Source organism: Paracoccus zhouxuedongae, assembly GCF_041927815.1.
In the GTDB taxonomy this organism is placed as follows: Bacteria; Pseudomonadota; Alphaproteobacteria; order Rhodobacterales; family Rhodobacteraceae; genus Paracoccus.
Map to the genome: position 1 here is coordinate 35,463 of NZ_JBHFHM010000007.1, position 23,694 is coordinate 59,156.

The following is a 23,694-nucleotide window of genomic DNA, read 5'->3' on the forward strand; positions in this document are numbered from 1 at the left end:
TCGCCATGCCCGCCACCCTGAAAGCCGCCGTCATCACCTTTCCCGGTTCCAACTGCGACCGCGATCTGGCGCAGGCCCTGCGCCTGGCCGGGGCCGAGGTGACGCGGGTCTGGCACAAGGATACCGACCTGCCCACGGGCACCGATCTGGTGGCGGTGCCGGGCGGCTTTTCCTATGGCGATTACCTGCGTTGCGGCGCGATTGCCGCGCGCTCGCCCATCGCGGCGGCGGTCAGCGCCCATGCCGGGCGCGGCGGCATGGTTCTGGGCATCTGCAACGGCTTTCAGGTGCTGACCGAACTGGGCCTGCTGCCCGGCGCGCTGATGCGCAACGCGGGCCTGACCTTCCTGTGCCGCCCCGAGGCGCTGATCGTCGAGGCGACCGACAGCCCGTTCACCGCAGGCTACAGCGTGGGTCAGCGCGTGACCTTTCCGATTGCCCATCACGACGGCAATTTCACCATCGATGCCGAGGGCCTGGCCCGGATCGAGGGCGAGGGGCGCGTGGCCTTGCGCTATGCCACCAATCCCAACGGCTCGGCCGCCAGCATCGCCGGTGTGCTGAGCGCGAACCGCCGGGTGCTGGGCCTGATGCCGCATCCCGAACGGGTGGTCGAGGCCGCGCATGGCAATACCGACGGCCGGGCGATGTTCGACGCCGTGGCTGGCGCGCTGGCGACCGCCTGAGCCGGGCTGCTTGTGGCGGCGGCCGCAAGCGCCTATCTTTGGCCCCTGCTGTCCCGGCCCGCGTGCCGGGGCGGGACGTGATGCGAAAAGCCGGACCGCGTGAACCAGAACCAAAGCCCTGCACCGCGTGACCCAAGCGCTGCCGATCCGGCGGCTGAACCGGCTGGCGCTGCGGTAATCGACGCCGCGCCCGAGACCCCCGCGCCCCAAACCGCCGCGGCCGAGACCGCCGCTGATGCCGTCCCGCAGCCCGATCCCGCGCCGCCCCAGCCGATGCCCCCCTCGGCAACCCCGGCGGCCAGCTTGCGCAGCCCGTGGTGGTTGCGCATCACCGTGGTCTTGATCCTGTGCCTGGCCGGGCTGGTGTTCTGGATGACGAATGTCTGGCTGTCGGACCGCTTCACCGAGACGACGCGGGTGCGGTCGGAACTGCGCGGCACGCTGTATTCGGGCAATATCATGTCGGAATTGCAGCGCACGGCGGTGGTGCCTTTGCTGCTGGCGCGCGACCCGGCGATGATTTCCAACCTGTCGCTGAACGATTTCACCCAGACCTCGGCGCGGCTGATCTCGGCGCAGAAGGACATCGGGGCGGCGTCGATCCGGCTTCTGGATGCCTCGGGGCGGGTGGTGGCGGCGACCGACCGGGCGCTGATCGGCACCAATTATGTGCAACAGCCCTTCTTCGTCGAGGCGATGCGCGGCCGCGACACGGTGTTCACCGTCTCGCCGGGCGAACACGGCGGCAATGATTATACCTATTCGCGCGCCGTGCTGGCCGATGGCAAGGCGGTCGGCGTGATCGTGGTGGGGGCCGATCTGTCGCGGCTGGAACGCGGCTGGGCGGGGATTTCGGATGCCGTCGCGGTGCTGGACAGCGAGGGCACGATCATCCTGGCCACCGAGGCCCGCTGGCGCGGCCTGACGCTGGAGGAGGCACTGGCGGTGCGCGATGCGCCCTCGGCCATCGAGCGGGCGTTTCAGCTGACCGGCGACTGGTCCATCGCGCCGCCCGACGCCTATCTGAAGGGCAAGGCGGTGATGCAGACCGAAACCCGCATCCCGTTCCGCGGCTGGCGGATGCTGACATTCACCAGCTACGATTCCGTGCGCGAGCGGGTGAATGCGGTGTTGGCGCTGGAAATCATGGCCTTTGCCATCCTGCTGGCGGCGGCCTTTTACGTGCTGTCGCGCCGCGCGCGCGAACAATCGGCGGCCTATCTGAAGGAATCGGTCGAATTGCGCGCCCTGAACCAGCGTCTGCGGCGCGAGATCGCGGCGCGCGAGCGGATGCAGAAGGATCTGGCGGTGGCCGAACAGACGCTGGCGCAGTCATCGAAACTGGCGGCCTTGGGCGAGATGTCGGCCAGCGTCAGCCATGAGCTGAACCAGCCGCTTGCCGCGATGAAAACCTATCTGGCTGGGGCGCGGCTTCTGCTTCAGCGCGACCGCCCGGCCGAGGCTTTGTCGTCATTCCAGCGCATCGACGATCTGCTGGACCGGATGGGGGCGATCACGCGCCAGTTGAAATCCTTTGCGCGCAAGGGCGGCGAGGCGGTCGAGCCGGTGGACCTGCGCCATGCCTTGTCCTCGGCCCTGGCGATGATGGAGCCGCAGTTGCGCGCCCGGCGGGTGCGCATCGACCGCAGCCTGCCGCGCCGGGCGGTGATGGTGATGGCCGACCGGGTGCGTCTGGAACAGGTGATGATCAACCTGATCCGCAACGCGCTGGATGCCACGCGCGGGCGTGAGGATGCGCGGATCGAACTGGTGGTCAGCGCCGGTCACGCCGCCGATGGCACGCCCGCCAGCCTGCGCGTCACCGACAACGGCCCCGGCATCAGCGATCTGGACAAGCTGTTCGAGCCCTTCTGGACGACCAAGAAACCGGGTGAGGGGACGGGCCTTGGGCTGGCCATCTCATCGGGGATCATGGCTGATCTGGGGGGGCGGCTGACGGCGCGCAATCCCGATGGCGGCGGGGCCGAGTTCCTGATGCTGCTGCCGGTGCAGGGCGGCCCGCCGCTGACCGAGATCGGGGTGGCGGACCCCGCCGATGGTGCCGACGGTTCACGCCCGGCGCGCGAAAGCGTGACTGGCGGGGCGGGGTCGGCGGCGGCTACACCCGCCGACGGCACGGCGCCCGCCGACCCGCCCGCTGCGAATGAGCGGTTGCAGGATCGCGCGCCGGATGGAATGGATGCAAGGGGCGCTGCCCCGGTCGGCGCGGGCTTCTCCGCGCCCGCCGGCCCGGCCGGCGCCTGACGGAAGGAGGCAGGCCATGGCCCGCATGATGAAGATCGCCATCGTCGATGACGAAGACGACATGCGCGAATCGATCAGCCAGTGGCTGACGCTGTCGGGATATGATTGCGAAACCTATGGCAGTGCTGAGGACGCGCTGAAGGTGATCGGCCCGGACTGGCCGGGCATCGTCATCTCTGACATCCGAATGCCGGGGATGGATGGCATGGCTTTCCTCAAGCGGCTGATGGGGCAGGACAGCGGCCTGCCGGTGATCCTGATCACCGGCCATGGCGACGTGCCGATGGCGGTCGAGGCGATGCGTCTGGGGGCCATGGATTTCATGGAAAAGCCCTTCAACCCCGACCGTATGACCGATCTGGCCAAACGCGCCACCCAGGCGCGCCGCATGACGCTGGACAACCGCGCGCTGCGCCGTGACCTGGCCGAGGGCGCGCAGGTGATGGGCAAGCTGATCGGCACCTCGCCGGTGATGGAGCGGCTGCGCGAGGATATCCTTGATCTGGGCCAGGCCGACGGCCATGTGCTGATCGACGGCGAAACCGGCACCGGCAAGACGCTGGTGGCCCACGCCCTGCACGCGGTCGGCCCGCGCGCGGCGCGCAAGTTCGTCGTGGCATCCTGCGCCGCCTGGGCCGAGGACGCCTTGGCCCTGCGCCTGTTCGGCCCGGTCGAGGACGGCGCGACCCTGCCCCTGGTCGAGGAAGCGCGCGGCGGAACGCTGTGTCTTGAGGATATCGACAGCCTGGGCGAGGGGCTTCAGGCCCGCCTGCTGGCCTTCATCAACGATCAGGGCAGCCCCGCCGAGACCCGGATCATCGCGATTTCCAACGCGCGGGGCGAGGGGCGGCGGGTCGAGGACGCGCTGCGCCCCGATCTGTTCTATCGTCTGGCCGCGCTGAAGATCACCGTGCCGCCGCTGCGGTCGCGCGGCGAGGACATCCTGACCCTGTTCACCCGGATGTCCGAACAATTCGCCGAAGAATACGGCTGCGACGCCCCCGAGGTGACGGCGCAAGAGGCCGCGCAGCTGTTGCAGGCCCCCTGGCCGGGCAATGTGCGCCAGTTGATCAATGTCGCCGAACGCGCGGTCTTGCAGAACCGTCGCGGGTCGGGGTCGATCGCCAGCCTGTTGATGGCCGATAGCGAGGAAACCGGCCAGGCGATGACCACCGAGGGCAAGCCACTGAAGGAATATGTCGAAAGTTTCGAAAAGATGCTGATCGACAATACCATGCGCCGCCACAAGGGTAGCATCACTGCGGTGATGGATGAATTGTGCCTGCCGCGCCGCACCCTGAACGAGAAAATGGCGAAATACGGGCTGAGCCGGGGCGATTATCTGTAAGCGGCCGATACGCGGGGCCGACACGCTGCGGTTGTGCGGGCGAGGGTGTCAGGGCAGAACCCCATTGTCTTTTGCTGTCTTTCCCCGCTAATGTCGCCCCATGATCCGGGTTGCGCCTGCTGCGCGCCGGGATCCGCCCTATTCGCGGCGCCGTCGCGGCCCATCGGGACCGCAGGCTGCGCCTGGAATTGGCCGCAAGGCCGAAGACCTGCCCGCCCGGCCTCGCCGGTTCGGGTTTTAGCTTGGGCGCCGCCGATCGCACAGAACGGCGCGCGTCTGGAATGGAAACGTGATGCAACAGCTTGTCGTTCGGCAGGGTCAGGGGCACGGCAGACTGGCCGTCATGCCCCCCGACATGCGCCGCGACATGTTCCATGACATGCCCCGTGAACGGGCAGGCTGGCCCATCGACACAATCGAACATGCCCCAACCCGCGACCCGGCCTGGCCGGGGCCGCGGGCGCGCGCATGTGAAAAGAGCTTGAATGACAAAGAAAATGCTGATCGACGCCACCCACGCGGAGGAAACCCGCGTCGTGGTGGTGGATGGGAACAAGGTCGAGGAGTTTGACTTTGAAACTGCCAGCAAGCGCCAGCTTGCCGGCAATATCTACTTGGCCAAGGTGACGCGGGTCGAACCCTCGTTGCAGGCGGCCTTTGTGGATTACGGCGGCAACCGCCACGGCTTTCTGGCCTTCGCCGAAATCCATCCCGATTATTACCAGATCCCCGTGGCCGACCGTCTGGCCCTGCTTGAGGAAGAGCGCGCCTATGCCGAGGCCGAAGCCGCTGCCGAAAACGGCCGTGAGCGGGGTGAGCGCAGCGAACGCGGTGGCCGTGGCGACCGCGAAAGTGGGCGCGATGGCGACCGTGAAGGTGGGCGCGATGGTGGTCGGCGGTCGCGGTCGCGCAGCCGGTCGCGGTCGCGTAACCGCGATGAGGGTGCGGCTGAGGATGTGGCCGAGAACCTGACCGCCGACGATGTGAACGCCGAGGCCCAGACCGAGGCCCCGACCGAGGGCCAGACTGAAGCGACCACCGACGCCGCCACTGATGCCGCGCCGCAGACCGGCCTGATCGCCGCAGCCGCCGAAGTCGTGGCCGAGGCGGAAGCCGAATCCACCCCCGAAGCGGCGGACGACGAACCGCGCGCGCCGCGTCCGCCGATGGCCGCCCGCACCGAGGGCAGCGATGCCGTCACCCATAGCGACGACATCCCCGGCATGGGCCTGCGTGACCTGTCCGAGGGCGAGGACGACGCCCCCTATGTGGCCGCCGACCATGCCACCGATACCGACGACAGCATCGAATCGGTCGCTGACGAGGACGTGGCCGAGGAAATCAGCGCACCCCGCCGCCCGCGCCCGCGCCGCTACAAGATCCAGGAGGTCATCAAGGTCCGCCAGATCATGCTGGTGCAGGTGGTCAAGGAAGAGCGCGGCAACAAGGGTGCGGCGCTGACCACCTATCTGTCGCTGGCCGGGCGCTATTGCGTGCTGATGCCGAACACCGCGCGCGGTGGCGGGATCTCGCGCAAGATCACCAATGCCGCTGACCGCAAGAAGCTGAAGGAAATCGCCGGTGAGCTGGAGGTGCCGCAGGGCGCCGGCCTGATCATCCGCACCGCCGGATCGCAGCGCACTCGCACCGAGATTCGCCGTGACTACGAATATCTGATGCGGCTGTGGGAACAGGTGCGCGACCTGACCATGCGCTCGATCGCGCCGGCCCCGATCTATGAGGAAGGCGATCTGATCAAGCGGTCGATCCGCGATCTGTATAGCAAGGACATCGACGAGGTTCTGGTCGAGGGTGAGCGCGGCTATCGCGCCGCCAAGGACTTCATGAAGATGATCATGCCGTCCCACGCCAAGAACGTGAAACATTACGCCGAGGCGCTGCCCCTGTTCGCGCGCTTCCAGGTGGAAAGCTATCTGGGCGCGATGTTCAACCCGGTCGTGCAGCTGAAATCCGGCGGCTATATCGTCATCGGCGTGACCGAGGCGCTGGTGGCCATCGACGTCAACAGCGGCCGCGCGACCAAGGAAGGCAGCATCGAGGATACCGCCTTCAAGACCAACTGCGAGGCCGCCGACGAAATCGCCCGCCAGTTGCGCCTGCGCGACCTGGCCGGCTTGATCGTCATCGACTTCATCGACATGGAAGAGCGGAAAAACAACGCCGCCGTCGAAAAGCGTCTGAAAGAACGGCTGAAAACCGACCGCGCCCGCATTCAGGTGGGCCGCATCTCGGGCTTTGGCCTGCTGGAAATGTCGCGCCAGCGGCTGCGTCCGGGGATGCTGGAATCGACCACGCAGCCCTGTCCGCACTGCCATGGTACCGGGCTGATCCGGTCGGACAACTCGATGGCGCTGCAAATCCTGCGCCAGATCGAGGAAGAAGCCACCCGCCGCCGGTCGCGTGAGGTGCTGGTGCGCGTGCCGGTCGCCGTCGCCAACTATCTGATGAACGCCAAGCGCGAACATATCGCGCTGATCGAGGCGCGTTACGGCATGTCGGTGCGGATCGAGGCTGACCCGGCGCTGATCTCGCCCGATTTCACGATGGAACGGTTCAAGACCGCGACCCGCAACGTGCCCGAAGTCAGCGCGCCGGTGGTGTCGGTCGACAGCCGTTTGATGGCGGCCATTGACGAGGAAGGCGTGGCCGAGGTCGATGAGGATGACGAGGATCTGGTCAGCGCCGCTGATGAGGGCGATGACGAGGCCGATACCGGTGCCGAGAACGGTGGCGAAAACGGTGGCGAGAACGGCGATGGCGGCAAGAAACGCAAGCGCCGCCGCCGCAAGCGTCGGCGTGGCAATGGCGAGGGCGCCGAGAATGGCGGCGATGAGGCCGCAGCCCAAGACGACAGTGCGATGGCGGTGCAGGGCGATGCGCCTGAGGCGCCCGAGGTGGTGGCCGTTCCCGAAGCCGAGGTCGAGGACGAGGCCCCGGTGAAGCCCGCGCGCCGTCGTCGCCGCACCAAGGCCGAAATCGCTGCCGCCGCCGCGCCCGCCGAGGGCGAGGTTCAGGCCGCTGTGACCGACCCCGCCGTGATCGACCCTGCCGCGCCCGAGGCCGAACCGGCCCCGAAAAAGCGGACCCGCCGCAAGCCGAAAGCTGAGGCGGAAACCGTCGCGGCACCGGTCACGGAAACCGCCGATCAGGCCCGCAGCGATCAGGCCGTGGAAGCCGAGGCGCAGGTGGCTGAACTGGTGGCCGAAGAAGCCGTTGCAGCACCTGACGAGGTGGTGCCGGATGAGCCGGTCGCGCCGCTGGCCGAGGTGACGCCCGCACCGGAACCGCAGCCAGAACCGCAGGTCGAACCTGTGGCCGAACCCAAGCCGGAACCCGAGCCGGAAGACCCGAACAAGCCCAAACGCCGGGGCTGGTGGTCGGTCGGCCGCTGACGAACAGCAAAAAGGGCGCCACACGGGGCGCCCTTTTTCGATTGGGGTCGGGTGAAGTGGCGCGATGATCGCGGATACCCTCATTCGGCAAAAGACATGTAGATCAATGCGTTGCGACGTGGTCAGGCGTGTCTGCTACCAGTCAGACTAGGGCAGGCGCCGTGTTCCGCCTTTCAAGTCGGTGCGGCGGGGCGCGACCGGGTATCTGCCTTTCCGGGCTGGTCAGCCCCCCGCGTTTCGCCCTTGAATGCGGCGCGTCGCGCGGGCGCCTCTGCCAGCCCGTCTGGCCCGGCAGCCCCTAGTCGCCCTTCTTCGCCAGCAGATCGGCCAGCACGGCAAAGGGCTTGGGGGCGGGGTCATCCTCGGACGGATCGGCGTCAACGGGCGCCTCGAAGTTCGCCCCTTCGGCGCGCGGATACAGCGGCAGCGCCAGTTCCAGCGCCTCGACCAGCACAAGGCCCAGGTCGATCGTGGGGCCAAGCGGCTCAAGCGTGTCATCCTCGGGCATCTCGACCTCATCGCCCTCGGGCGTGGTGACATGCGGGCTGTAGCGGCGGCGGATGTCGTCGCTGATGGGGCTGGTCACGGGGGCGAGGGTGATGACGCAGGGCTGCACCACGCGGCCGGTCAGCCGCGCCGTCAGTTGCCAGTCATCCCGCCCAGCGGGCGCGATCTGGCCCTGCATCCGCAAGGCCGGGATCGCGGAGATCCCCGCCCATTCGGCCAAAGCCGCGCGCTGATCCGCGTCGGGCGCGACGTCAAAGGGCGTCGGGTTGCGCCCGTCCAGATGCGCCACGCGCAGGCGCGGGCCAAGGCCCGAGGGGGGCGGCGGCGGCAGATCGGGATGCGGGTCGGGGCTATGTCCGGTCATGGTTTCTCCTGCAATCACGCGGCGGTGTCGGGCTGAACCCGTGACAGTCCTTGAGGCAAGGCCATTCCTGATGTATCGGAAGTGAAACCGCCAAAGACAAGAGGGGACGGCGCGCATGGCAAGGCTGACGATGCTGGGCAGGATCGCCCTGGTCATGGCGCTTGGCCTGATGGCCGCTTGCACCTCGATGTATCAGAACCACGGCTATATTCCGCCGGAACAGGATCTGGCGCAGATCGTGGTCGGCCAGACCACGCGCGAGGATGTGGTCACGCTGGTCGGGCGCCCCGGCACTGCCGGGCTGCTGGAAGGGGCGGATTGGTATTATGTCGGCTCTCGCTGGCGCTATTACGGCGTGACCGAGCCGAAAGAGATCGAGCGCCAGGTCGTCGCCATTCGCTTCACGCCTGAGGGCGTGGTGCGCAATGTCGAACGCTTCGGGATGGAGCGGGGCCGCGTCGTCGCGCTGTCGCAGCGCATCACCACGGCCAATATCGAAGGCCTGTCGATGATCCGCCAATTGCTGTCGGGCCTGGGCCGTCTGAACCCCGGTCAAATGCTGGGCGGCAGTTCGGGCGGCGGCAATCCGGGCCAGCTATAGGCGCCGGCCCGGTCGCGCGATCAGTCGGCGTTGGGCGTCCAGTCCAGCGCCACGCCATTGATGCAATAGCGCAGACCGGTCGGGCCGGGGCCATCGGGAAACACATGGCCCAGATGCGCGTCGCAGCGGGCGCAGCGGATTTCGGTGCGAATCATGCCATGGCTGGTGTCGCGGCTTTCGCTGAGTGCCGCGCCGCTGGCGGGGGCGGTAAAGCTGGGCCAGCCGCAATGCGATTCGAACTTGGCCTCGGCACCGAACAGCTCGGCCCCGCAGCAGGTGCAGAGGAACCGGCCCGCGCCTTGCGGAAAGCCGGGGTGGCTGAACGGGCGTTCGGTGCCCGCCTGGCGGGTGACGCGGTAGACCTCGGGCGAAAGGCGGTCCTGCCAGTCGGCATCGGTCAGCGTGTCGGGATCGTCGGGATAGGGGCGCATCGGGGGGCCTTTCGGATTGTCTTTGCGCTGTTGTCGCGCTGTCATATCGGGGATGTAGGGTGCGGGGCAGGCGATGTGTAGCGGGGGGCGCGGATGGAACCGCTGATCCGGGGGCGTTATCGGGCAAGGCTGGCGCAGGGGCAGGCCGATCTGCGCGCGGCCCAGGCGCTGCGCTGGCAGGCCTTCCGCGTCAAGCGCGGCCTCGCTGAGGATGGCGGGCTGGACGCCGATGATTTCGACGCCGCCTGTCATCACATGCTGATCGAGGACAGCGCGACCGGCGATCTGGTCTGCTGCTCTCGGCTGCTGATGATCGAGGGCGGCGCGGGGCTGGCGCGCAGCTATTCGGCGCAATATTACAACCTTGCCGCGCTGCGCCGCTATCCGGGGCGGATGGCCGAACTGGGGCGGTTCTGCCTGCGTCCGGGCGTCACCGATCCGAATGTGATGCGGCTGGCCTGGGGCGCGCTGAGCCGCCTTGTCGCGGATCGCGGGGTCGATCTGCTGTTTGGCTGCTCCAGCTTTACCGGCACCGAAGTCGCGGATTACGAAGATGCCTTTGCCATGCTGAAGGATCGCCATCTGGCCCCGCGCCGCTGGCTGCCGCGGGTCAAGGCGCCCAATGTGTTCCGCTTTGCGCGCGCGCTTGCCCGGCGTCAGCCCGACAGCAAAAAGGCGTTGCTGTCGATGCCGCCCCTGCTGCGCAGCTATCTGGCGATGGGCGGCTGGGTCAGCGATCACGCGGTGGTGGATCGTGACCTGAACACGCTGCATGTGTTCACCGGGCTGGAAATCCGGGCGATCCCGCCCGCCCGCGCCCGCAGTATCACCGGCGCGGCAGCGGGCTGAGGTCGCCTAGCGTAGCCACAGCCGGGCATAGGGGGGCAGGGCAAGCTCGTCGCCCCGGGTGCCGACGGCCCCGTCCGACAGCGCGTCCCACGCACCGCTGACACCCGCGGCGCGCAAGCCCGCGAGCGGCAGCGCCGTCCAGCTTTCGGTGAAATTGTAGATGCAGGCCAGCGTGCCGGTCGGGGCGTGGTGCAGTTGCACGAACACCCCCGGCACGCCGCTGTCGAGGATCGCAATCGGGTGATCGGCGTGCAGTTCCGGCGTCGCCCGCCGCCGCGCCAGGATCTGCCGCAGCCCGGCATGGATGCGGCCGGTCGGCGTGGCCGGGTCGTGGCGCGCCTCGGCCAGGGTCCAGTCCATCACGGGGCGGTGGATCCAGCGGCTGTCATGGGCGTGATCGGGCACCGACAGATAGCTGCGGTCGTTCAGCATCCCCAGCTCATCGCCCATGTAGATCAGCGGCACGCCGCCCCAGCCCGCGATCAGCGCGTGACCCATCAGGATGCGCTGGATCGCCAGATCGACGGCCACCGGGTCGTCGCCTGCGCGCTCCAGCCCGCACAGGGCCGCGCAGGAACCTGAAATCCGCTTGTCGCCCGTCGCCTCATTCACCTGAAACAGCGCGCCTTCCGCGAAGCTGCCGGGAAAACTGCCCTCATAGAAATCCGACAGAAAGGCGCGGTGGCCGGGACCGGAGAGGCCGACGGCGGCTGCGTCCTCATCCGTCACGGCCCAGCCGATGTCGTCATGGCAGCGCAGATAGGTGGCATAGGTGGCATTGGTCAGCCGGGCCGGGAAATGCGTGGACATGACATGGTTCATCAGCCCCACATCGCGCGCCGCAAGCGCCGACCAGAATTGCACCATCAGGCTGTTGTGATAGGCAAGGTTGCCCTCGGCCCCGTCATGTTCGCCGCGCCCCAGATAGGGCAGCATCTCGGCGGGGGCGACGATGGCTTCCTCAAGATGGATCATGGCGGGGGCGGCGATGCGGCTGGCGGCACGCAGCGCGCGCAGCAGCATGTGAACCTCGGGTTCGGATTGGCAGCGCGTGCCCATGCGTTTCCACATGAAGGCCACCGCGTCAAAGCGCAGCACATCCACGCCCTTGTTGGCCCAGAACAGCATGATCTGCACGAACTCAAGGAACACCCAGGGGTTCGCCCAGTTCAGATCCCATTGGTGTTCGTTGAAGGTCGTCCAGACCCATTTGCCGATCTGGGGATAGTGAGTGAAGCTGCCAGGCGCGTTGTCGGGAAACACCTCGATCAGGCTGCGTTCGTATTGATCTGGCAGATCGGGGCTGTCGAACATCAGGTAGTAATCAGTGAAGGGCGCCTGACCCTTGGCCGCCGCCTGCGCCCAGGCATGTTCCTTGGCGGTGTGGTTCAGCACCAGGTCGATGCACAGGCTGATGCCACGCGCGCGCAAGGCGCGGGCCACGTCCTGAAAATCCTTCATCGACCCCAGGCGCGGATTGATCTTGCGATAATCGCGCACCGAATAGCCGCCGTCGCTGTCGCCGGGGCGCGGGTCAAGACAGGGCATGATGTGGACATAGCTGATGCCCAGTTCGGTCAGGTAATCCAGCTTGTCCAGAATGCCGCGCAGATTGCCGTTGAAGCGGTCGGCATAGAACACATAACCCGCCATGTCGGGGCGCTGGAACCAGTCGGGGTTCAGATCGCGCGCCAGATCCAGCGCCTTCAGATCGGCCGGGCGCGCCGCCCAGGCCGCCGACAGTGCGCCGCGCAGCGCGGTGCAGAAATCGGCGTAATCGGGGCGGTTCCCATACAGGCGATCCAGCATCCCCCACAGGTCTGCCGCACTGCGATCGTGGCGCAAATCGAAGATCAGGGAATCGTTACGGGCCACGGGATCACCTTTCAAAGCGCTTTGGATGAAGATGCCGCAAGTCCCGCAGCCGGGCAAGCGGGATGCGGCTGGCGCGCGTGCATTGACTGTGGCGCACAGCCCGGCTAGGCCGCGCGCATGGCCCGCGCACCGCTTTTGCAACTGTCCGACATCGCCCTGACCTTTGGCGGCAATCCTGTCTTTGACGGGCTGGATCTGGTTGTCCAGCCGGGCGACCGCCTGGCGCTTGTCGGGCGCAACGGGTCGGGCAAATCGACGCTGATGAAGGTGATGGCGGGTCTGGTCGAGCCTGACCGGGGCGCGCGCGTGGTGCCGACCGGGGTGCGCGTGGGCTATATGGAGCAGGAACCGACCATGGCGGGCTTTGCCACGCTGGGCGATTATGCGTCCTCGAACCTCGCAGCGGATGATCATTACCGGGTCGCCATGGTGGCCGAAGGGCTGAAGTTCGACCCCGCCGCGCCGGTCGCCACGGCATCCGGCGGCGAACGCCGCCGCGCCGCTTTGGCCAAGCTCTTGGCCGAGGCGCCCGAGCTGATGCTCTTGGACGAGCCGACCAACCATCTGGACATCCAGGCGATCCGCTGGCTGGAGGATGAGCTGGCCCAGACCCGCACCGCCTATGTGCTGATCAGCCACGACCGCGCGCTGCTGCGCGATCTGACGCGCGCGACCCTGTGGGTCGATCGCGGCCAGGTCCGCCGCCAGGATCGCGGCTTCGAGCATTTCGAGGAATGGCGCGAAACCATCTGGGCCGAGGAGGACGAGGCCCGGCACAAGCTGGATCGCAAGATCAAGGCCGAAGCGAAATGGGCGGTCGAGGGCATCAGCGCCCGTCGCAAGCGCAACCAGGGCCGGGTGCGCGCTTTGGCTGCGCTGCGCGCCGAACGCGCGGGCCAGATCCGACGTCAGGGCAGCGCCGCGATGGCGCTGGAGGCGGGCACCCAGTCCGGCAAGCGGGTGATCGAGGCGCAGGGCCTGACCAAGGCCTTTGGCGGCAAGACCATCCTGCGGCCCTTTGACCTGCGCGTGCTGCGCGGCGACCGGGTGGCCTTTGTCGGCCCCAATGGCGTCGGCAAGACCACCGTGCTGAAGATGCTGACCGGCGAGATCGAACCCGATGCCGGCACCGTCACACTTGGCACCAATCTTGAGGTGGCGGTGTTCGATCAGGCCCGCGCCACGCTGGACCCGAACGTGACCCTGTGGGAGGGGCTGACCAGCGATCCGGCGATGGCGGTTTCGGGCGCGTCCGATCAGGTGATGGTGCGCGGTCGGCCCAAGCATGTCGTCGGCTATCTGAAGGACTTCCTGTTCGACGAGGCGCAGGCCCGCGCCCCTGTCGGCAGCCTGTCGGGGGGCGAACGCGCGCGGCTTTTGCTGGCGCGGATCATGGCGCAGAACTCGAACCTGCTGATCCTCGATGAGCCGACCAACGATCTGGATGTCGAAACGCTGGACCTGTTGCAGGATCTGATCGCCGATTACGACGGCACCGTGATCCTGGTCAGCCACGACCGCGATTTCATCGACCGCGTGGCCACCATCACCATCGCGATGGAGGGCGATGGCCGCGCCACCGTCTATCCCGGCGGCTGGTCGGATTATCAGGCGCAGCGCCCGGCGGATACCGACCCCGCGCCAAAGCCCGCCGACAAGCCTGCGGCCCCCGCCGCCAAGCCGAAAGAGGCCGCGAAGGCCCCCGGTCTCAGCTTTACCGAACGCCACCGGCTTGAGGCCTTGCCCGGCATCATCGACCGCCTGGGCGCCGAGATCGACAAGCTGTCCGAGTTTCTGGCGCAACCCGATCTTTACGCCACCGCCCCCGCGAAGTTCGCCAAGGCAAGCGAAGGTCTGGCCGAACGCCAGATCGCGCTTGCCGCCGCGGAAGAGGAATGGCTTGATCTGGCCGGGCGGGACGAGGGCTAGGGGCAGGGGGCTGGCATGTCCGAAGGTTACTACGCCAATGCCAATCCCGACCTGCTGATGCGCCTGCCCCTGTCGGCGCGCCGCGTGCTGGAAATCGGCTGTGGCGAGGGGGCTTTGGCCGCGCGCTATCGGTTGCGCAACCCGGTCGCGCATCTGACCGGGATCGAGCCGCATCCCCCATCCGCCGCCCGCGCGCGCGTCCATTTCGACCGGCTGATCGAAGGCGACGCCGAGCAGATCCGCGATGCCGATCTGGGCGGGCCGTTCGACCTGATCGTGATGGGCGACGCGCTGGAACATCTGGCCGACCCGGTGGCGATGCTGCGCCGCCTGCATGGGCTTTTGCTGCCCTATGGCGTGCTGGCGCTGTCGGTCCCCAACATCGCGCATTGGTCGGCCATCGCGCAACTGATCAAGGGCGATTGGCCCGATGCCGATCAGGGCCTGTTCGACCGCACCCATCGCAGCTTCTGGACCCAGCCCAAGCTGCTGCGCGTGCTGGAGGAAACCGGCTTCATCTGGCGCAAGATGGCGCCGCGCAACATCGCGCTGGACACGGCCGAGCGCGACCGCTGGCTGCCCGCCCTGTCCAATCTCGCGCGCGATCTGGGATTAAGGCCCGATGAGGTCACCCGCCGGGCCGAGGCGCTGCAATACATCGTCATCGCCCAGCGCGCGGGGGCCGAGGCCGAGAGGCCGATGATGGTCGACATCGTGGCGCGCGATACCCGGCTGCTGGCGGCGCGTGGATCGCGGCCCCTTCAGGCCTTGCAGGCGCAGCCGAATGTGCGCGTTCACAGCCGCAGCCGTGACACGGCGGCGCAGGGTGGCGGCAGTCTGCCGCGCGCCGTGGTGTTTCAGCGCTACGACCAGCGAGAGCCGGAAAAGATGCTGGATCTGCTGGCCCGCGCGATGCGGGCGGGCTGGGTCTGCGTGCTGGATCACGACGACAGCCCCGATCTGATGGCCGCCAATCTGACGACCTTTGACCGGCGCGTCTTTGACCGCCTGCTGCCCGCCTTTCATGCGCTGCAACTGTCGACGCCGGTGCTGATGGAGGAACTGGCGGCGCTGCATCCTGAGCGGCGGCTGCGGCTGAATGCGCTGCTGGATCTGGCGCCGATCCGCAAGCCCGATCCGCGCGCGCCGGTGCGGGTGTTCTTCGGGGCGCTGAACCGGGCCAATGTCTCGGTTGCCTTGGCACGGTCGCTGGCCCCGGTCATCGCCGCCCACCCGACGGTCGAGTTCGTAGTGGTCCACGACCGCGCCTTTCACGACGCCCTGCCCACCGATCGCAAGACCTGGCATCCGCTGGTCAGATACGACCGCTATCTGTCGATCCTGGGGGGCTGCGACATCGCGCTGATGCCGCTGGCGGGCGGGCCGGGCGAGGCGGCGAAAAGCGATCTGAAGTTTCTCGAAGCCGCGGCGCAAGGGGTGGCGGCGATCGTCTCGCCGCTTGTCTATGGCGCGACGGTGCGCGACGGCGAGACAGCCATCATCGCGCGCGGGATGGATGACTGGGCACCGGCGCTGGAACGGCTGCTGCGCCGCCCGCGCCGGCGGCGGCAGTTGGCCGAGCGGGCGCGGGCCTATGTCGCGGGGCTGGATGGCGGCGCGGGGCGGATGCTGTGCCACGACATCGCCGCGGACGAGGCCTGGCTGCGCGATCTTCACACGCGCCAGGCCGAGCTGACAGCACAGGCGCTTGAGCGATCGGACGGGCTGCGGGCGGCGATGGCGCGGCTTGCGGCGCAGGATTAGGGGGATCACATGGCCGGACCGTTGCAGGGGCTGCGCATCGTCGAAATCGCGGGTCTTGGCCCCACGCCCTTTGCCGCGATGCTGCTGGCCGATCTGGGGGCCGATGTGATTCGCATCGCGCGCCCCGGCGCCGGTCCCGGCGATGGCGGGCATGTGCTGGGCCTTGCGCGTGACGTGCTGGACCGGGGCCGCGACACGATCGCGCTGGATCTGAAATCCCCTGATGGCCTGGCCGCCGCCCGCGATCTGATCGCCCGCGCCGATGCGCTGATCGAGGGGATGCGCCCCGGCGTGACCGAACGGCTGGGCCTTGGTCCCGGCGATTTTCCCGACCATCCGGCGCTTGTCTACGGGCGGATGACGGGCTGGGGCCAGTCCGGGCCGCTGGCCGCGCGCGCGGGCCATGACATCACCTATCTGGCGATCACCGGCGCGCTGCATCTGGCCGGGCCTGCTGACCAGCCGCTGCCGCCCGCCAATCTGCTGGGCGATTTTGGCGGCGGCGCGATGTATCTGGTGGTGGGGATGCTGGCGGCACTGATCCACGCGCGCGCCACCGGGCAGGGACAGGTGGTGGATGCCGCGATCTGCGACGGGGTGGCGCATCTGGGGGCGATGATCTTTGGCATGGCCGGGCAAGGCGCCTGGACCGACCGGCGCATGGCCAATGCGCTGGACGGGGCCGCGCCCTGGTATACGACCTATGCCTGCGCCTGTGGTGGCCATGTCGCGGTCGGGGCCATCGAGCCGGCCTTCTGGGCCGCGCTGCTGGCGGGGCTTGGGCTTGACCCGGCGGGCCTGCCCGACCGCGCCGATCCCGCCAACTGGCCCGCGCTGCGCGACATTCTGGCCGCCCGCTTTGCCACCCGGACGCGCGACGACTGGGACGCGATTTTCGCGTCCACCGATGCCTGCGTGGCCCCCGTCCTGACGCTGGCCGAGGCGCCGCTGCATCCCCATAACCGCGCCCGCGCCACCTTTGTCACCCATGACGGCCTGACCCAGCCCGCCCCCGCGCCGCGGCTGTCGGCCACACCCGGCGCGATCGGCGCGGGCCGCCCCGAGGCGCGGCTGACCCTGTCCGAGGCGCAATCCCGCTGGCCGCGACGCTGAAAAAGGCACGATAAAAAAAGGCACCCCGAAGGGTGCCCTTTTCGACGGATCCTTTGGGGGCCTTAGCCGCCCCAGTGGCGGATCGGGCCGCAATCCATGTGAACGAAGTTCGACCCGGAATATTTGCCGACGCCACCCGCATTGCACGAGGCCGCCGCGCGATAGATCTGGTTGACCGAGCGCGACTTCAGCCGCAGGTCAGCCGCCTGGCCACGGATATGCAGCGAGTTGCGCGCCACGCCGCGCATCTGCGAGCGCAGCATCGAATTGGTCTGCGGCGAGCGGTAGCCCGACAGCATCATATAGGGTTCGTTGGTGCCCATCAGCCGGTGCGAGGCGGCGGCGATGTCGACGGTGCGCGGGTCGATGCCCTTGACCTGATTGTTGCGCCAGTCGCGCATGAAGTAATTGATCTCGTTCAGGGCTTCCTTGACGTATTTGCCGTCGATCCAATAGATCGTGTCGATGCTTTCGCCAGTGCGGCCCGAATACATGCGGATGCGGCGGATGTCGCCTGCGCCGCGCAGGATGCCAAAGGCGTTGGTCGCCGTGGGGGCCGCCGCGACCATGGTCGCCGCGAAGATGCCCATCAGACCGCGCCGCGAAAGGGAAGAAGTCGTCATGATCTGTTGCCTGTCCTGCTTTTTGCCATCGGGTCTGGAACCCTTTGCGCCGGGCTGCGTTGGTCCGACGGGGAAATCTATGCCACGTTTGCCCCCTTGTTCCAACGCCGAAGCGCACGGCTGCCTCGCGCGGCTGTGAAGATCGGCGGGATTTTGCTGAAATCCGATCCAGATTACCGCCAAGGCGGACAAATTGTTGCCGCGATGCCGCGATGTCACAGCGGTCTGGTGCGCATCTGTCACAATCGCGTGGCGGGCGCCGGGCCGCTCTGGACCCTGTGGCGGGGTCTGCGCAAGATGAACGGACGGCAATAAGGGGGGCATCGGCATGGCATTGGGGGCGTTTCGGGCACGGACATTGGGCCGGTCCGGCCAGGCGATTCTGATCGCGCTGTGCCTGACCCAGCCGCTGCGGGCCGAGCCTCTGGGCTTTGGTCAGGTCGCTGCCGACACCGCCGCCGTGGCGTTCTCACCCCGTTTGCGGCTGGACATTGCCGAACTGGCCGACCCCACGCGGCTGGCGCTGATCGAAGCCAGCACCGCCGTCGATGACACTGCTTTGGCCGCCGATCTGCGCGCCGCCTATGCCACGCGCGGCTGGCAGCCGTTCTGGACCCTGCCCAATGCCGCCCCCCTGCGCGCCGCGCTGACCGAGGCGATGGCGGGGGCCGCCGCCCAGGGCCTGTCGCCGCTGCGCCACGACCCGGCGGCGCTGCGCGATCGGATCGCGGGGGCCGATCAGGCCGGGGCCGAGGTCGCGCTGATGGCGGCCTTTCTGTCTTATGCGCGTGATCTGTCCAGCGGTCAGCTTGACCCGGCAAAGGTCGATGGTGGCATCGTGCGCGACATCACCCGGCCCGATCCGGCGGCGCTGCTGGCCGCGCTGCAAGCGGCTGACAGCCCGCAGTCGTTCTTTCGCAGCCTGATCCCCGCCGATCCCGCCTATGCCGTGCTGCTGGCCGAAAAGCTGCGGCTTGAAGGCGCGCTTGTCCAAGGTGAGCCGCCGAAAGTGCCGCGCGGCACGGCGCAGCCGGGGCAGGGCGGTGCCACCGTCACCGCGCTGCACGACCGGCTGGCGGCGCTTGGCTATCTGCCGCCCGCGCGCCAGCCGGTGCTGGACGAGGCGCTGACCGCCGCCATCACTGCCTTTCAGACCGACAGCGGCATGGCCGCCACCGGCCAGATCAGCCAGGGCCTGATCGACCGGCTGAACCGCCCGCTCTCAACCCGCCTGCGCGCCACCATCGTCGCGCTTGAGCGGCTGCGCTGGATGAATGGCATCCAGCGGCAGGGCCGTTATCTGTGGGTGAACATCCCCGATTTCACCGTGCGACTTTACGACGATGCCGGGCTGACCTTTGAAAGCGTGACCGTGGTGGGCGAGGACGTGCCCGAACATCGCACGCCCGAATTCTCGCATCTGATGGATCACATGGTGGTCAACCCGTCCTGGAACGTGCCGCGATCCATCACCGTGCGCGAATACCTTCCGCGCCTGCGCGCCAATCCGGCGGCTGTCAGCCATCTGGAGGTGGTCGACAGCCGGGGCCGGGTGGTGCCGCGCGACCGCGTGAACTTTGCCGCCTATACTGACAAGACCTTCCCCTATCGGCTGCGCCAACCGCCGGCGGAACGCAATGCCCTGGGCGTCGTCAAGTTCATGTTCCCCAACAAGTATAACATCTATCTGCATGATACGCCGTCGAAATCCCTGTTCGGGCGCGAGGTACGGGCGTTCTCGCATGGCTGTGTGCGGGTGGGCGAGCCGTTCGATCTGGCCAAGGTGCTGCTGGACCCGCAAACCGACGATCCGCGCGGCCTGTTCCGGTCGCAACTGGGCAGCGGGCAGGAACGGGTGATCCGGCTGAACCCGCCGGTGCCGATCCACCTGGTCTATTTCACCGCCTGGCCCGACGATGGGGCGCGCATCCGCTGGCGCGCCGATGTCTATGGCCGCGACGCGCGGCTGGCGGCGGCTCTTGCCCGCATCGGGGTGGCGTTCGCGGGGGGCGATGATTAGATCGTCCCGATGACAGATCAGGAGGTGACGATGACCGGCCGTTCCGACCCCAAGGGCCCCTTTGCCGCGACCGTGGCGCAGATCGCCGAGGCGCTTGGTGCCGAAGCCGCGGGCGATCTGTCGATCCGCGTGACCGGCGGGGCCGAGCCGGGGCAGGCGCGCGCTGACCAGATCGCCCTGGCCATGTCGCCCGCATATGCCGAGGGGCTGGCCAAGGGGCAGGCGCGGGTCGCGCTGCTGTGGCCCGGGGCCGACTGGCAAGGGATGGGGCTGGCGGCGGCGGTCTTTGTCGCGCGCCCGCGCCTGGCCATGGCAGGGCTGACCCGCGCCTTTGACCCCGGCCCCGAGATCGCGCCCGGTATCCACCCGACCGCCGTCATCGATCCCGAGGCCGAGATCGGCGCGGGTGCCGCCATCGGCCCCTTCGTGGTGATCGGTCGCGGCGCCCGCATCGGCGCGCGCGCCCGCATCGCCAGCCATGTCAGCATCAGCGAGGGGGCGCAGATCGGTGATGACGCGCTGATCCTGACCGGCGCGCGCATCCTGCACCGGGTGGTGATCGGCCACCGTTTCATCGCCCAGCCCAATGCCGTGATCGGCGGCGACGGTTTCAGCTTTGTCACCCCCGAAAAGTCCGGCGTGGAACAGATCCGCGAGACCTTGGGACAGCGCGACGCCATCGTCGAACAGGCGCTGACCCGCATTCACAGCCTTGGCGGGGTCGAGATCGGCGACGATGTGGAAATCGGCGCGGGTGCCACCATCGACCGCGGCACGATCCGCGCCACCCGCATCGGGCGCGGCACCAAGCTGGATAACCTTGTCCATCTGGGCCACAACGTCACCGTGGGCGAGGATTGCCTGATCTGCGGCCAGGTCGGCGTCGCCGGATCATCGCAGATCGGCAACCGTGTGGTGCTGGCCGGGCAATGCGGCGTCAGCGACAATATCGCCATCGGTGATGACGTGATCGCGGGCGGGGCGACCAAGATCTTTACCCGCGTGCCTGCGGGCCGCGTCATCCTTGGCAATCCCGCCGTCAGGATGGAAACCCAGGTCGAGATCAACAAGGCGCTGCGCCGCCTGCCACGCTGGGGCGAGGAACTGGCGCGGCTTCGTGAAAACGTCATGAAACTGATGCAGGAACGAAGCTGAGACCACAGGGATGACATCATGACCCAGACCACCCCCGACGCGATTGCCGACCGCACCATCGCCATCATCGCCGAACATGCCATGCTGGACCCCGATCAGGTCAGCGCCGACATGACCCCCGCCGATCTGGGCATCGACAGCCTGGGCCTGGTCGAGGCGATCTTCGCGATCGAGGAAGCCTTCGACATTTCAGTGCCGTTCAACGCCAACGAGCCGGAAAAATCCGATTTCGACATTTCCTCGGTCGGCGCGATCATCGCGGCGGTGCAGGGATTGGTCGCCGCGCAAAAATCGGGTCACAGCCCCGCGCAGGGCTGATCCGATGGGCAAGAAGGATCAGGACAAGGCCGAAAAGCGCGGCAAAGCGGCGAAAAAGGGCAAGATCCGCAAGGTTGCCGGGGCAGCGGGGTCAGTCGCGGGCACGGTTGCCAGCGCCGGTGCCGGGCTGGCCAAGGCGGTGCTGTCGCGCGCCTTGCCCTGGCCTGCCACCACCGGCCCGCGCCGGGTGGCGATCACCGGGGCGGGGACGGTCAACGCCCTTGGCCAGGATGTCGCCAGCACCTTTGACGCCCTTGCCAATGGTCGCTGCGGCATTGGCGAGCTGGATTTCCGCGATGTGGCCCGGCTGGCGATCCGCATCGGCGCGCAGGTGCGTGGCTGGGATCCCGAGGCGCATTTCAACCGCCAGCAGATCACCCTGTTCGACAAGTTCACCCAGTTCACCCTGCTGGCCGCACGGCAGGCGGTGGCGCAATCGGGCCTTGAGTTCGGCACCGATCTTGGCCTTGTCTCGGGTGTCGTGCTGGGGACCGCCGGGGGCGGGGTCAACACCTGGGATGAAAACTATCGCACCGTTTACGAGGAGGGGAAGAATCGCGTTCACCCCTTTGTCGTGCCGAAGCTGATGAACAATGCCGCCGCAAGCCACGTCAGCATGGAGTTCGGGCTGATGGGCCCGTCCTTCACCGTGGCCACCGCCTGCGCCAGTTCCAATCACGCGATGGGGCTGGCCTTCCAGATGATCCGGTCGGGGGCGGCGCGGGTGATGCTGACGGGCGGCGCGGAATCGATGCTGTGCTTCGGCGGCGTCAAGGCATGGGAGGGGCTGCGCGTCATGTCCAAGGACGCCTGCCGACCGTTCAGCGCCAATCGCAACGGCATGGTTCAGGGCGAGGGCGCGGGGGTCTTCGTGTTCGAGGATTACGATCACGCCGTGGCGCGCGGTGCCGATATCCTGGCCGAAGTGGTGGGCTTTGCCATGTCATCGGATGCGGGCGATATCGTTATGCCCTCGGCCCAGGGGGCGGAGCGCGCGATCGCGGGGGCGTTGCGCGACGCGGGCCTGAACCCCGAGGATGTGGGTTATGTCAACGCCCATGGCACCGGCACGGCGGCCAACGACCGCACCGAATGCGCGGCCGTGGCGCGGGTGTTCGGTCATCACGCCGACCGGCTGATGATTTCGTCTACCAAGTCGATGCACGGCCACCTGATCGGCGGGACCGGCGCGGTCGAGCTGTTGGCCTGCTTGATGGCCCTGCGTGATGGTGTGATCGCGCCGACGATCAATTATGACGAACCCGACCCCGAATGCGCGCTGGACGTGGTGCCGAATGTCGCCCGTCAGGCGCAGGTCGATGTGGTGCTGTCCAATGCCTTTGCCTTTGGCGGCCTGAACGCGGTGATCGCGCTGCGCCGCGTTTAGCGCCCATGCAAAACGCCGCCCCGGAGGGGGCGGCGTTTGTGTTCCGGCATGCCGGATCAGTTCAGTTGCAGGCCCTCATTGGCCTTGGTCACGGCGTCGTAACCGGCGGTGAAACCGGCCAGCGACATTTTCAGTTCGACCTTTTCGCCGTTCGGCGCGCCGATCGGGGCGACCGCGACAGTGGCGGCATTGCCGCGCTTGAGCTGGTTCAGTTCGGCGTCGGTAAAGCCGATGCGCGACACGCAGCCGGTCACGGTGCAGAAGGCGAAGGGGTAAAGGCGCTGCTGGTTGCTGTCGACCTTGATCGCGATCTGTTCCAGAAGCGAGGTTTCCAGCGGCGTCACCACGGTGGCACCGGCAACCGCCTGACCGCCCTTGGGCAGCGCCAGAACGCTGATTTCAGCGACCGAATTGCCGTCCTTGTCCTTCAGCAGCTGATACAGCTCGCACGGATCCTTGCCGTCGGCGGTCTTCATGCAGCGCAGCGTCCAGTCGCCATGGGTTTCCTTGACATAGCTGGTGCCGACGCCATCGGCGGGGGCGGCGGGCGCCTCGGTGGCGGCCATGCCCTCCATGCCCTGCATCCCGGACATCCCGTCCATGCCCTGCTGTTCGGTGGTGGTAGCCGTGCCGGTCGTGTCGGCCATGCCGGTCATTCCCGACATGCCGTCCATCCCGGTCATGCCCTGCTGTTCGGTGGTCGCGGCCATGCCTGACATCCCCGACATGCCGTCCATGCCAGCCATACCCTGCGGGGCGGTGGTGCCCGCCATCCCGGTCATGCCCGACATGCCATCCATGCCGGTCATCCCCGACATGCCGGCGGGCGGCACGATGACGACCGGCTTGCCGTCCGGCCCAACGGCGGGGGCGGTGGTGGTTTGCGCGAAAGCCGCGCCCGCCAGGGTCAGCGAGGCCGCAACCATCAGCGATTTGGTCAGATATGCCTTCATGTCTCGTTTCCTATCAACAGACTTCTGGCGGGGTTTAGCACCTTGGCCAGCCTCTGTCAGCCGCCAAGCGCCGATTTCGCGCCCGTCCCGCCT

The 23,694-nt window shown here is 67.8% G+C and carries 18 protein-coding genes; 13 read left to right on the forward strand and 5 right to left on the reverse strand.

The genetic code is table 11. From position 1 onward, the window contains the following. Nucleotides 1–17 precede the first annotated feature (17 nt). From purQ to ACEYYA_RS09765, 4 genes are all read left to right on the forward strand, one after another. A complete protein-coding gene (purQ, locus tag ACEYYA_RS09750; protein ID WP_374800403.1) occupies nt 18–686 on the forward strand; it encodes a phosphoribosylformylglycinamidine synthase subunit PurQ in 669 nt (222 codons plus the stop codon). Nucleotides 687–959: 273 nt separating this feature from the next. Continuing rightward, nucleotides 960–2,951, forward strand: coding sequence for a sensor histidine kinase (locus tag ACEYYA_RS09755; RefSeq protein WP_374800405.1), 1,992 nt, complete (start codon nt 960–962; stop codon nt 2,949–2,951). A gap of 16 nt (nt 2,952–2,967) precedes the next feature. Continuing rightward, nucleotides 2,968–4,299: a sigma-54-dependent transcriptional regulator gene (locus ACEYYA_RS09760; RefSeq protein ID WP_374800089.1), complete on the forward strand. Its 1,332-nt coding sequence runs from the start codon at nt 2,968–2,970 to the stop codon at nt 4,297–4,299. A gap of 485 nt (nt 4,300–4,784) precedes the next feature. Then, on the forward strand, nt 4,785–7,712 hold the full coding sequence (locus tag ACEYYA_RS09765) for an Rne/Rng family ribonuclease (protein WP_374800091.1): 2,928 nt from the start codon (nt 4,785–4,787) through the stop codon (nt 7,710–7,712). Between the two features lie 298 nt (nt 7,713–8,010). On the opposite strand, the gene ACEYYA_RS09770 is transcribed toward ACEYYA_RS09765, so the two are convergent. Beyond that, nucleotides 8,011–8,583, reverse strand: coding sequence for a YceD family protein (locus ACEYYA_RS09770; protein ID WP_374800093.1), 573 nt, complete (start codon nt 8,581–8,583; stop codon nt 8,011–8,013). A gap of 115 nt (nt 8,584–8,698) precedes the next feature. Between ACEYYA_RS09770 and ACEYYA_RS09775 the strand changes: the two genes are divergently transcribed. Next, nucleotides 8,699–9,184 carry an outer membrane protein assembly factor BamE gene (locus ACEYYA_RS09775; RefSeq protein ID WP_374800095.1) on the forward strand — a complete coding sequence of 162 codons (486 nt, stop codon included), beginning with the start codon at nt 8,699–8,701 and terminating at the stop codon, nt 9,182–9,184. Between the two features lie 20 nt (nt 9,185–9,204). On the opposite strand, the gene msrB is transcribed toward ACEYYA_RS09775, so the two are convergent. Further along, nucleotides 9,205–9,615, reverse strand: coding sequence for a peptide-methionine (R)-S-oxide reductase MsrB (gene msrB / locus ACEYYA_RS09780; protein WP_374800097.1), 411 nt, complete (start codon nt 9,613–9,615; stop codon nt 9,205–9,207). A gap of 93 nt (nt 9,616–9,708) precedes the next feature. Between msrB and ACEYYA_RS09785 the strand changes: the two genes are divergently transcribed. Continuing rightward, a complete protein-coding gene (locus ACEYYA_RS09785; RefSeq protein WP_374800099.1) occupies nt 9,709–10,464 on the forward strand; it encodes a GNAT family N-acetyltransferase in 756 nt (251 codons plus the stop codon). A gap of 6 nt (nt 10,465–10,470) precedes the next feature. Here the strand turns inward: ACEYYA_RS09785 and ACEYYA_RS09790 are convergent, their stop codons facing one another. Then, on the reverse strand, nt 10,471–12,339 hold the full coding sequence (locus ACEYYA_RS09790) for an alpha-amylase family protein (RefSeq protein ID WP_374800101.1): 1,869 nt from the start codon (nt 12,337–12,339) through the stop codon (nt 10,471–10,473). 117 nt (nt 12,340–12,456) lie between these two features. Here ACEYYA_RS09790 and ACEYYA_RS09795 point away from each other — a divergent pair, with 117 nt between their 5' ends. Genes ACEYYA_RS09795 through ACEYYA_RS09805 form a run of 3 tightly spaced genes read left to right on the forward strand, consistent with a single transcriptional unit; the run spans nt 12,457 to nt 17,145 of the window. Further along, complete coding sequence (locus tag ACEYYA_RS09795) at nt 12,457–14,268, forward strand: ABC-F family ATP-binding cassette domain-containing protein (protein ID WP_374800103.1); 1,812 nt, start codon at nt 12,457–12,459, stop codon at nt 14,266–14,268. A 15-nt stretch (nt 14,269–14,283) separates the two neighbouring features. Further along, nucleotides 14,284–16,032: a methyltransferase domain-containing protein gene (locus ACEYYA_RS09800; RefSeq protein WP_374800105.1), complete on the forward strand. Its 1,749-nt coding sequence runs from the start codon at nt 14,284–14,286 to the stop codon at nt 16,030–16,032. Between the two features lie 9 nt (nt 16,033–16,041). Beyond that, the gene (locus tag ACEYYA_RS09805; RefSeq protein WP_374800107.1) at nt 16,042–17,145 is read left to right on the forward strand and encodes a CaiB/BaiF CoA transferase family protein; all 1,104 of its coding nucleotides are present in this window, start codon (nt 16,042–16,044) and stop codon (nt 17,143–17,145) included. A gap of 62 nt (nt 17,146–17,207) precedes the next feature. Here ACEYYA_RS09805 and ACEYYA_RS09810 read toward each other — a convergent pair whose 3' ends face one another. Beyond that, nucleotides 17,208–17,768, reverse strand: coding sequence for a YcbK family protein (locus ACEYYA_RS09810; RefSeq protein WP_374800109.1), 561 nt, complete (start codon nt 17,766–17,768; stop codon nt 17,208–17,210). 328 nt (nt 17,769–18,096) lie between these two features. On the opposite strand from ACEYYA_RS09810, the gene ACEYYA_RS09815 reads away from it, so the two are divergent. Genes ACEYYA_RS09815 through ACEYYA_RS09830 form a run of 4 tightly spaced genes read left to right on the forward strand, consistent with a single transcriptional unit; the run spans nt 18,097 to nt 22,648 of the window. Further along, the gene (locus ACEYYA_RS09815) at nt 18,097–19,788 is read left to right on the forward strand and encodes a L,D-transpeptidase family protein (protein ID WP_374800111.1); all 1,692 of its coding nucleotides are present in this window, start codon (nt 18,097–18,099) and stop codon (nt 19,786–19,788) included. A 30-nt stretch (nt 19,789–19,818) separates the two neighbouring features. After that, nucleotides 19,819–20,943: a UDP-3-O-(3-hydroxymyristoyl)glucosamine N-acyltransferase gene (gene lpxD, locus ACEYYA_RS09820; protein ID WP_374800113.1), complete on the forward strand. Its 1,125-nt coding sequence runs from the start codon at nt 19,819–19,821 to the stop codon at nt 20,941–20,943. A gap of 18 nt (nt 20,944–20,961) precedes the next feature. Beyond that, on the forward strand, nt 20,962–21,261 hold the full coding sequence (locus ACEYYA_RS09825) for an acyl carrier protein (RefSeq protein WP_374800115.1): 300 nt from the start codon (nt 20,962–20,964) through the stop codon (nt 21,259–21,261). A gap of 4 nt (nt 21,262–21,265) precedes the next feature. Then, the gene (locus tag ACEYYA_RS09830) at nt 21,266–22,648 is read left to right on the forward strand and encodes a beta-ketoacyl-[acyl-carrier-protein] synthase family protein (protein ID WP_374800117.1); all 1,383 of its coding nucleotides are present in this window, start codon (nt 21,266–21,268) and stop codon (nt 22,646–22,648) included. A 56-nt stretch (nt 22,649–22,704) separates the two neighbouring features. Here ACEYYA_RS09830 and ACEYYA_RS09835 read toward each other — a convergent pair whose 3' ends face one another. Then, nucleotides 22,705–23,601, reverse strand: a complete 897-nt coding sequence (locus ACEYYA_RS09835) for an invasion associated locus B family protein (protein WP_374800119.1) — start codon at nt 23,599–23,601, stop codon at nt 22,705–22,707. Nucleotides 23,602–23,694: the final 93 nt, after the last annotated feature.

Coding starts and splice junctions, on each gene's coding strand:
- ACEYYA_RS09825 (WP_374800115.1), top strand. CDS start 20,962: ATGACCCAGACCACCCCCGACGCGATTGCCGACCGCACCATCGCCATC.
- ACEYYA_RS09785 (WP_374800099.1), top strand. CDS start 9,709: ATGGAACCGCTGATCCGGGGGCGTTATCGGGCAAGGCTGGCGCAGGGG.
- ACEYYA_RS09775 (WP_374800095.1), top strand. CDS start 8,699: ATGGCAAGGCTGACGATGCTGGGCAGGATCGCCCTGGTCATGGCGCTT.
- ACEYYA_RS09765 (WP_374800091.1), top strand. CDS start 4,785: ATGACAAAGAAAATGCTGATCGACGCCACCCACGCGGAGGAAACCCGC.
- ACEYYA_RS09830 (WP_374800117.1), top strand. CDS start 21,266: ATGGGCAAGAAGGATCAGGACAAGGCCGAAAAGCGCGGCAAAGCGGCG.
- ACEYYA_RS09800 (WP_374800105.1), top strand. CDS start 14,284: ATGTCCGAAGGTTACTACGCCAATGCCAATCCCGACCTGCTGATGCGC.
- ACEYYA_RS09795 (WP_374800103.1), top strand. CDS start 12,457: ATGGCCCGCGCACCGCTTTTGCAACTGTCCGACATCGCCCTGACCTTT.
- ACEYYA_RS09815 (WP_374800111.1), top strand. CDS start 18,097: ATGGCATTGGGGGCGTTTCGGGCACGGACATTGGGCCGGTCCGGCCAG.
- lpxD (WP_374800113.1), top strand. CDS start 19,819: ATGACCGGCCGTTCCGACCCCAAGGGCCCCTTTGCCGCGACCGTGGCG.
- ACEYYA_RS09755 (WP_374800405.1), top strand. CDS start 960: ATGCCCCCCTCGGCAACCCCGGCGGCCAGCTTGCGCAGCCCGTGGTGG.
- ACEYYA_RS09760 (WP_374800089.1), top strand. CDS start 2,968: ATGGCCCGCATGATGAAGATCGCCATCGTCGATGACGAAGACGACATG.
- ACEYYA_RS09805 (WP_374800107.1), top strand. CDS start 16,042: ATGGCCGGACCGTTGCAGGGGCTGCGCATCGTCGAAATCGCGGGTCTT.
- ACEYYA_RS09835 (WP_374800119.1), bottom strand. CDS start 23,601: ATGAAGGCATATCTGACCAAATCGCTGATGGTTGCGGCCTCGCTGACC.
- msrB (WP_374800097.1), bottom strand. CDS start 9,615: ATGCGCCCCTATCCCGACGATCCCGACACGCTGACCGATGCCGACTGG.
- ACEYYA_RS09810 (WP_374800109.1), bottom strand. CDS start 17,768: ATGACGACTTCTTCCCTTTCGCGGCGCGGTCTGATGGGCATCTTCGCG.
- ACEYYA_RS09770 (WP_374800093.1), bottom strand. CDS start 8,583: ATGACCGGACATAGCCCCGACCCGCATCCCGATCTGCCGCCGCCGCCC.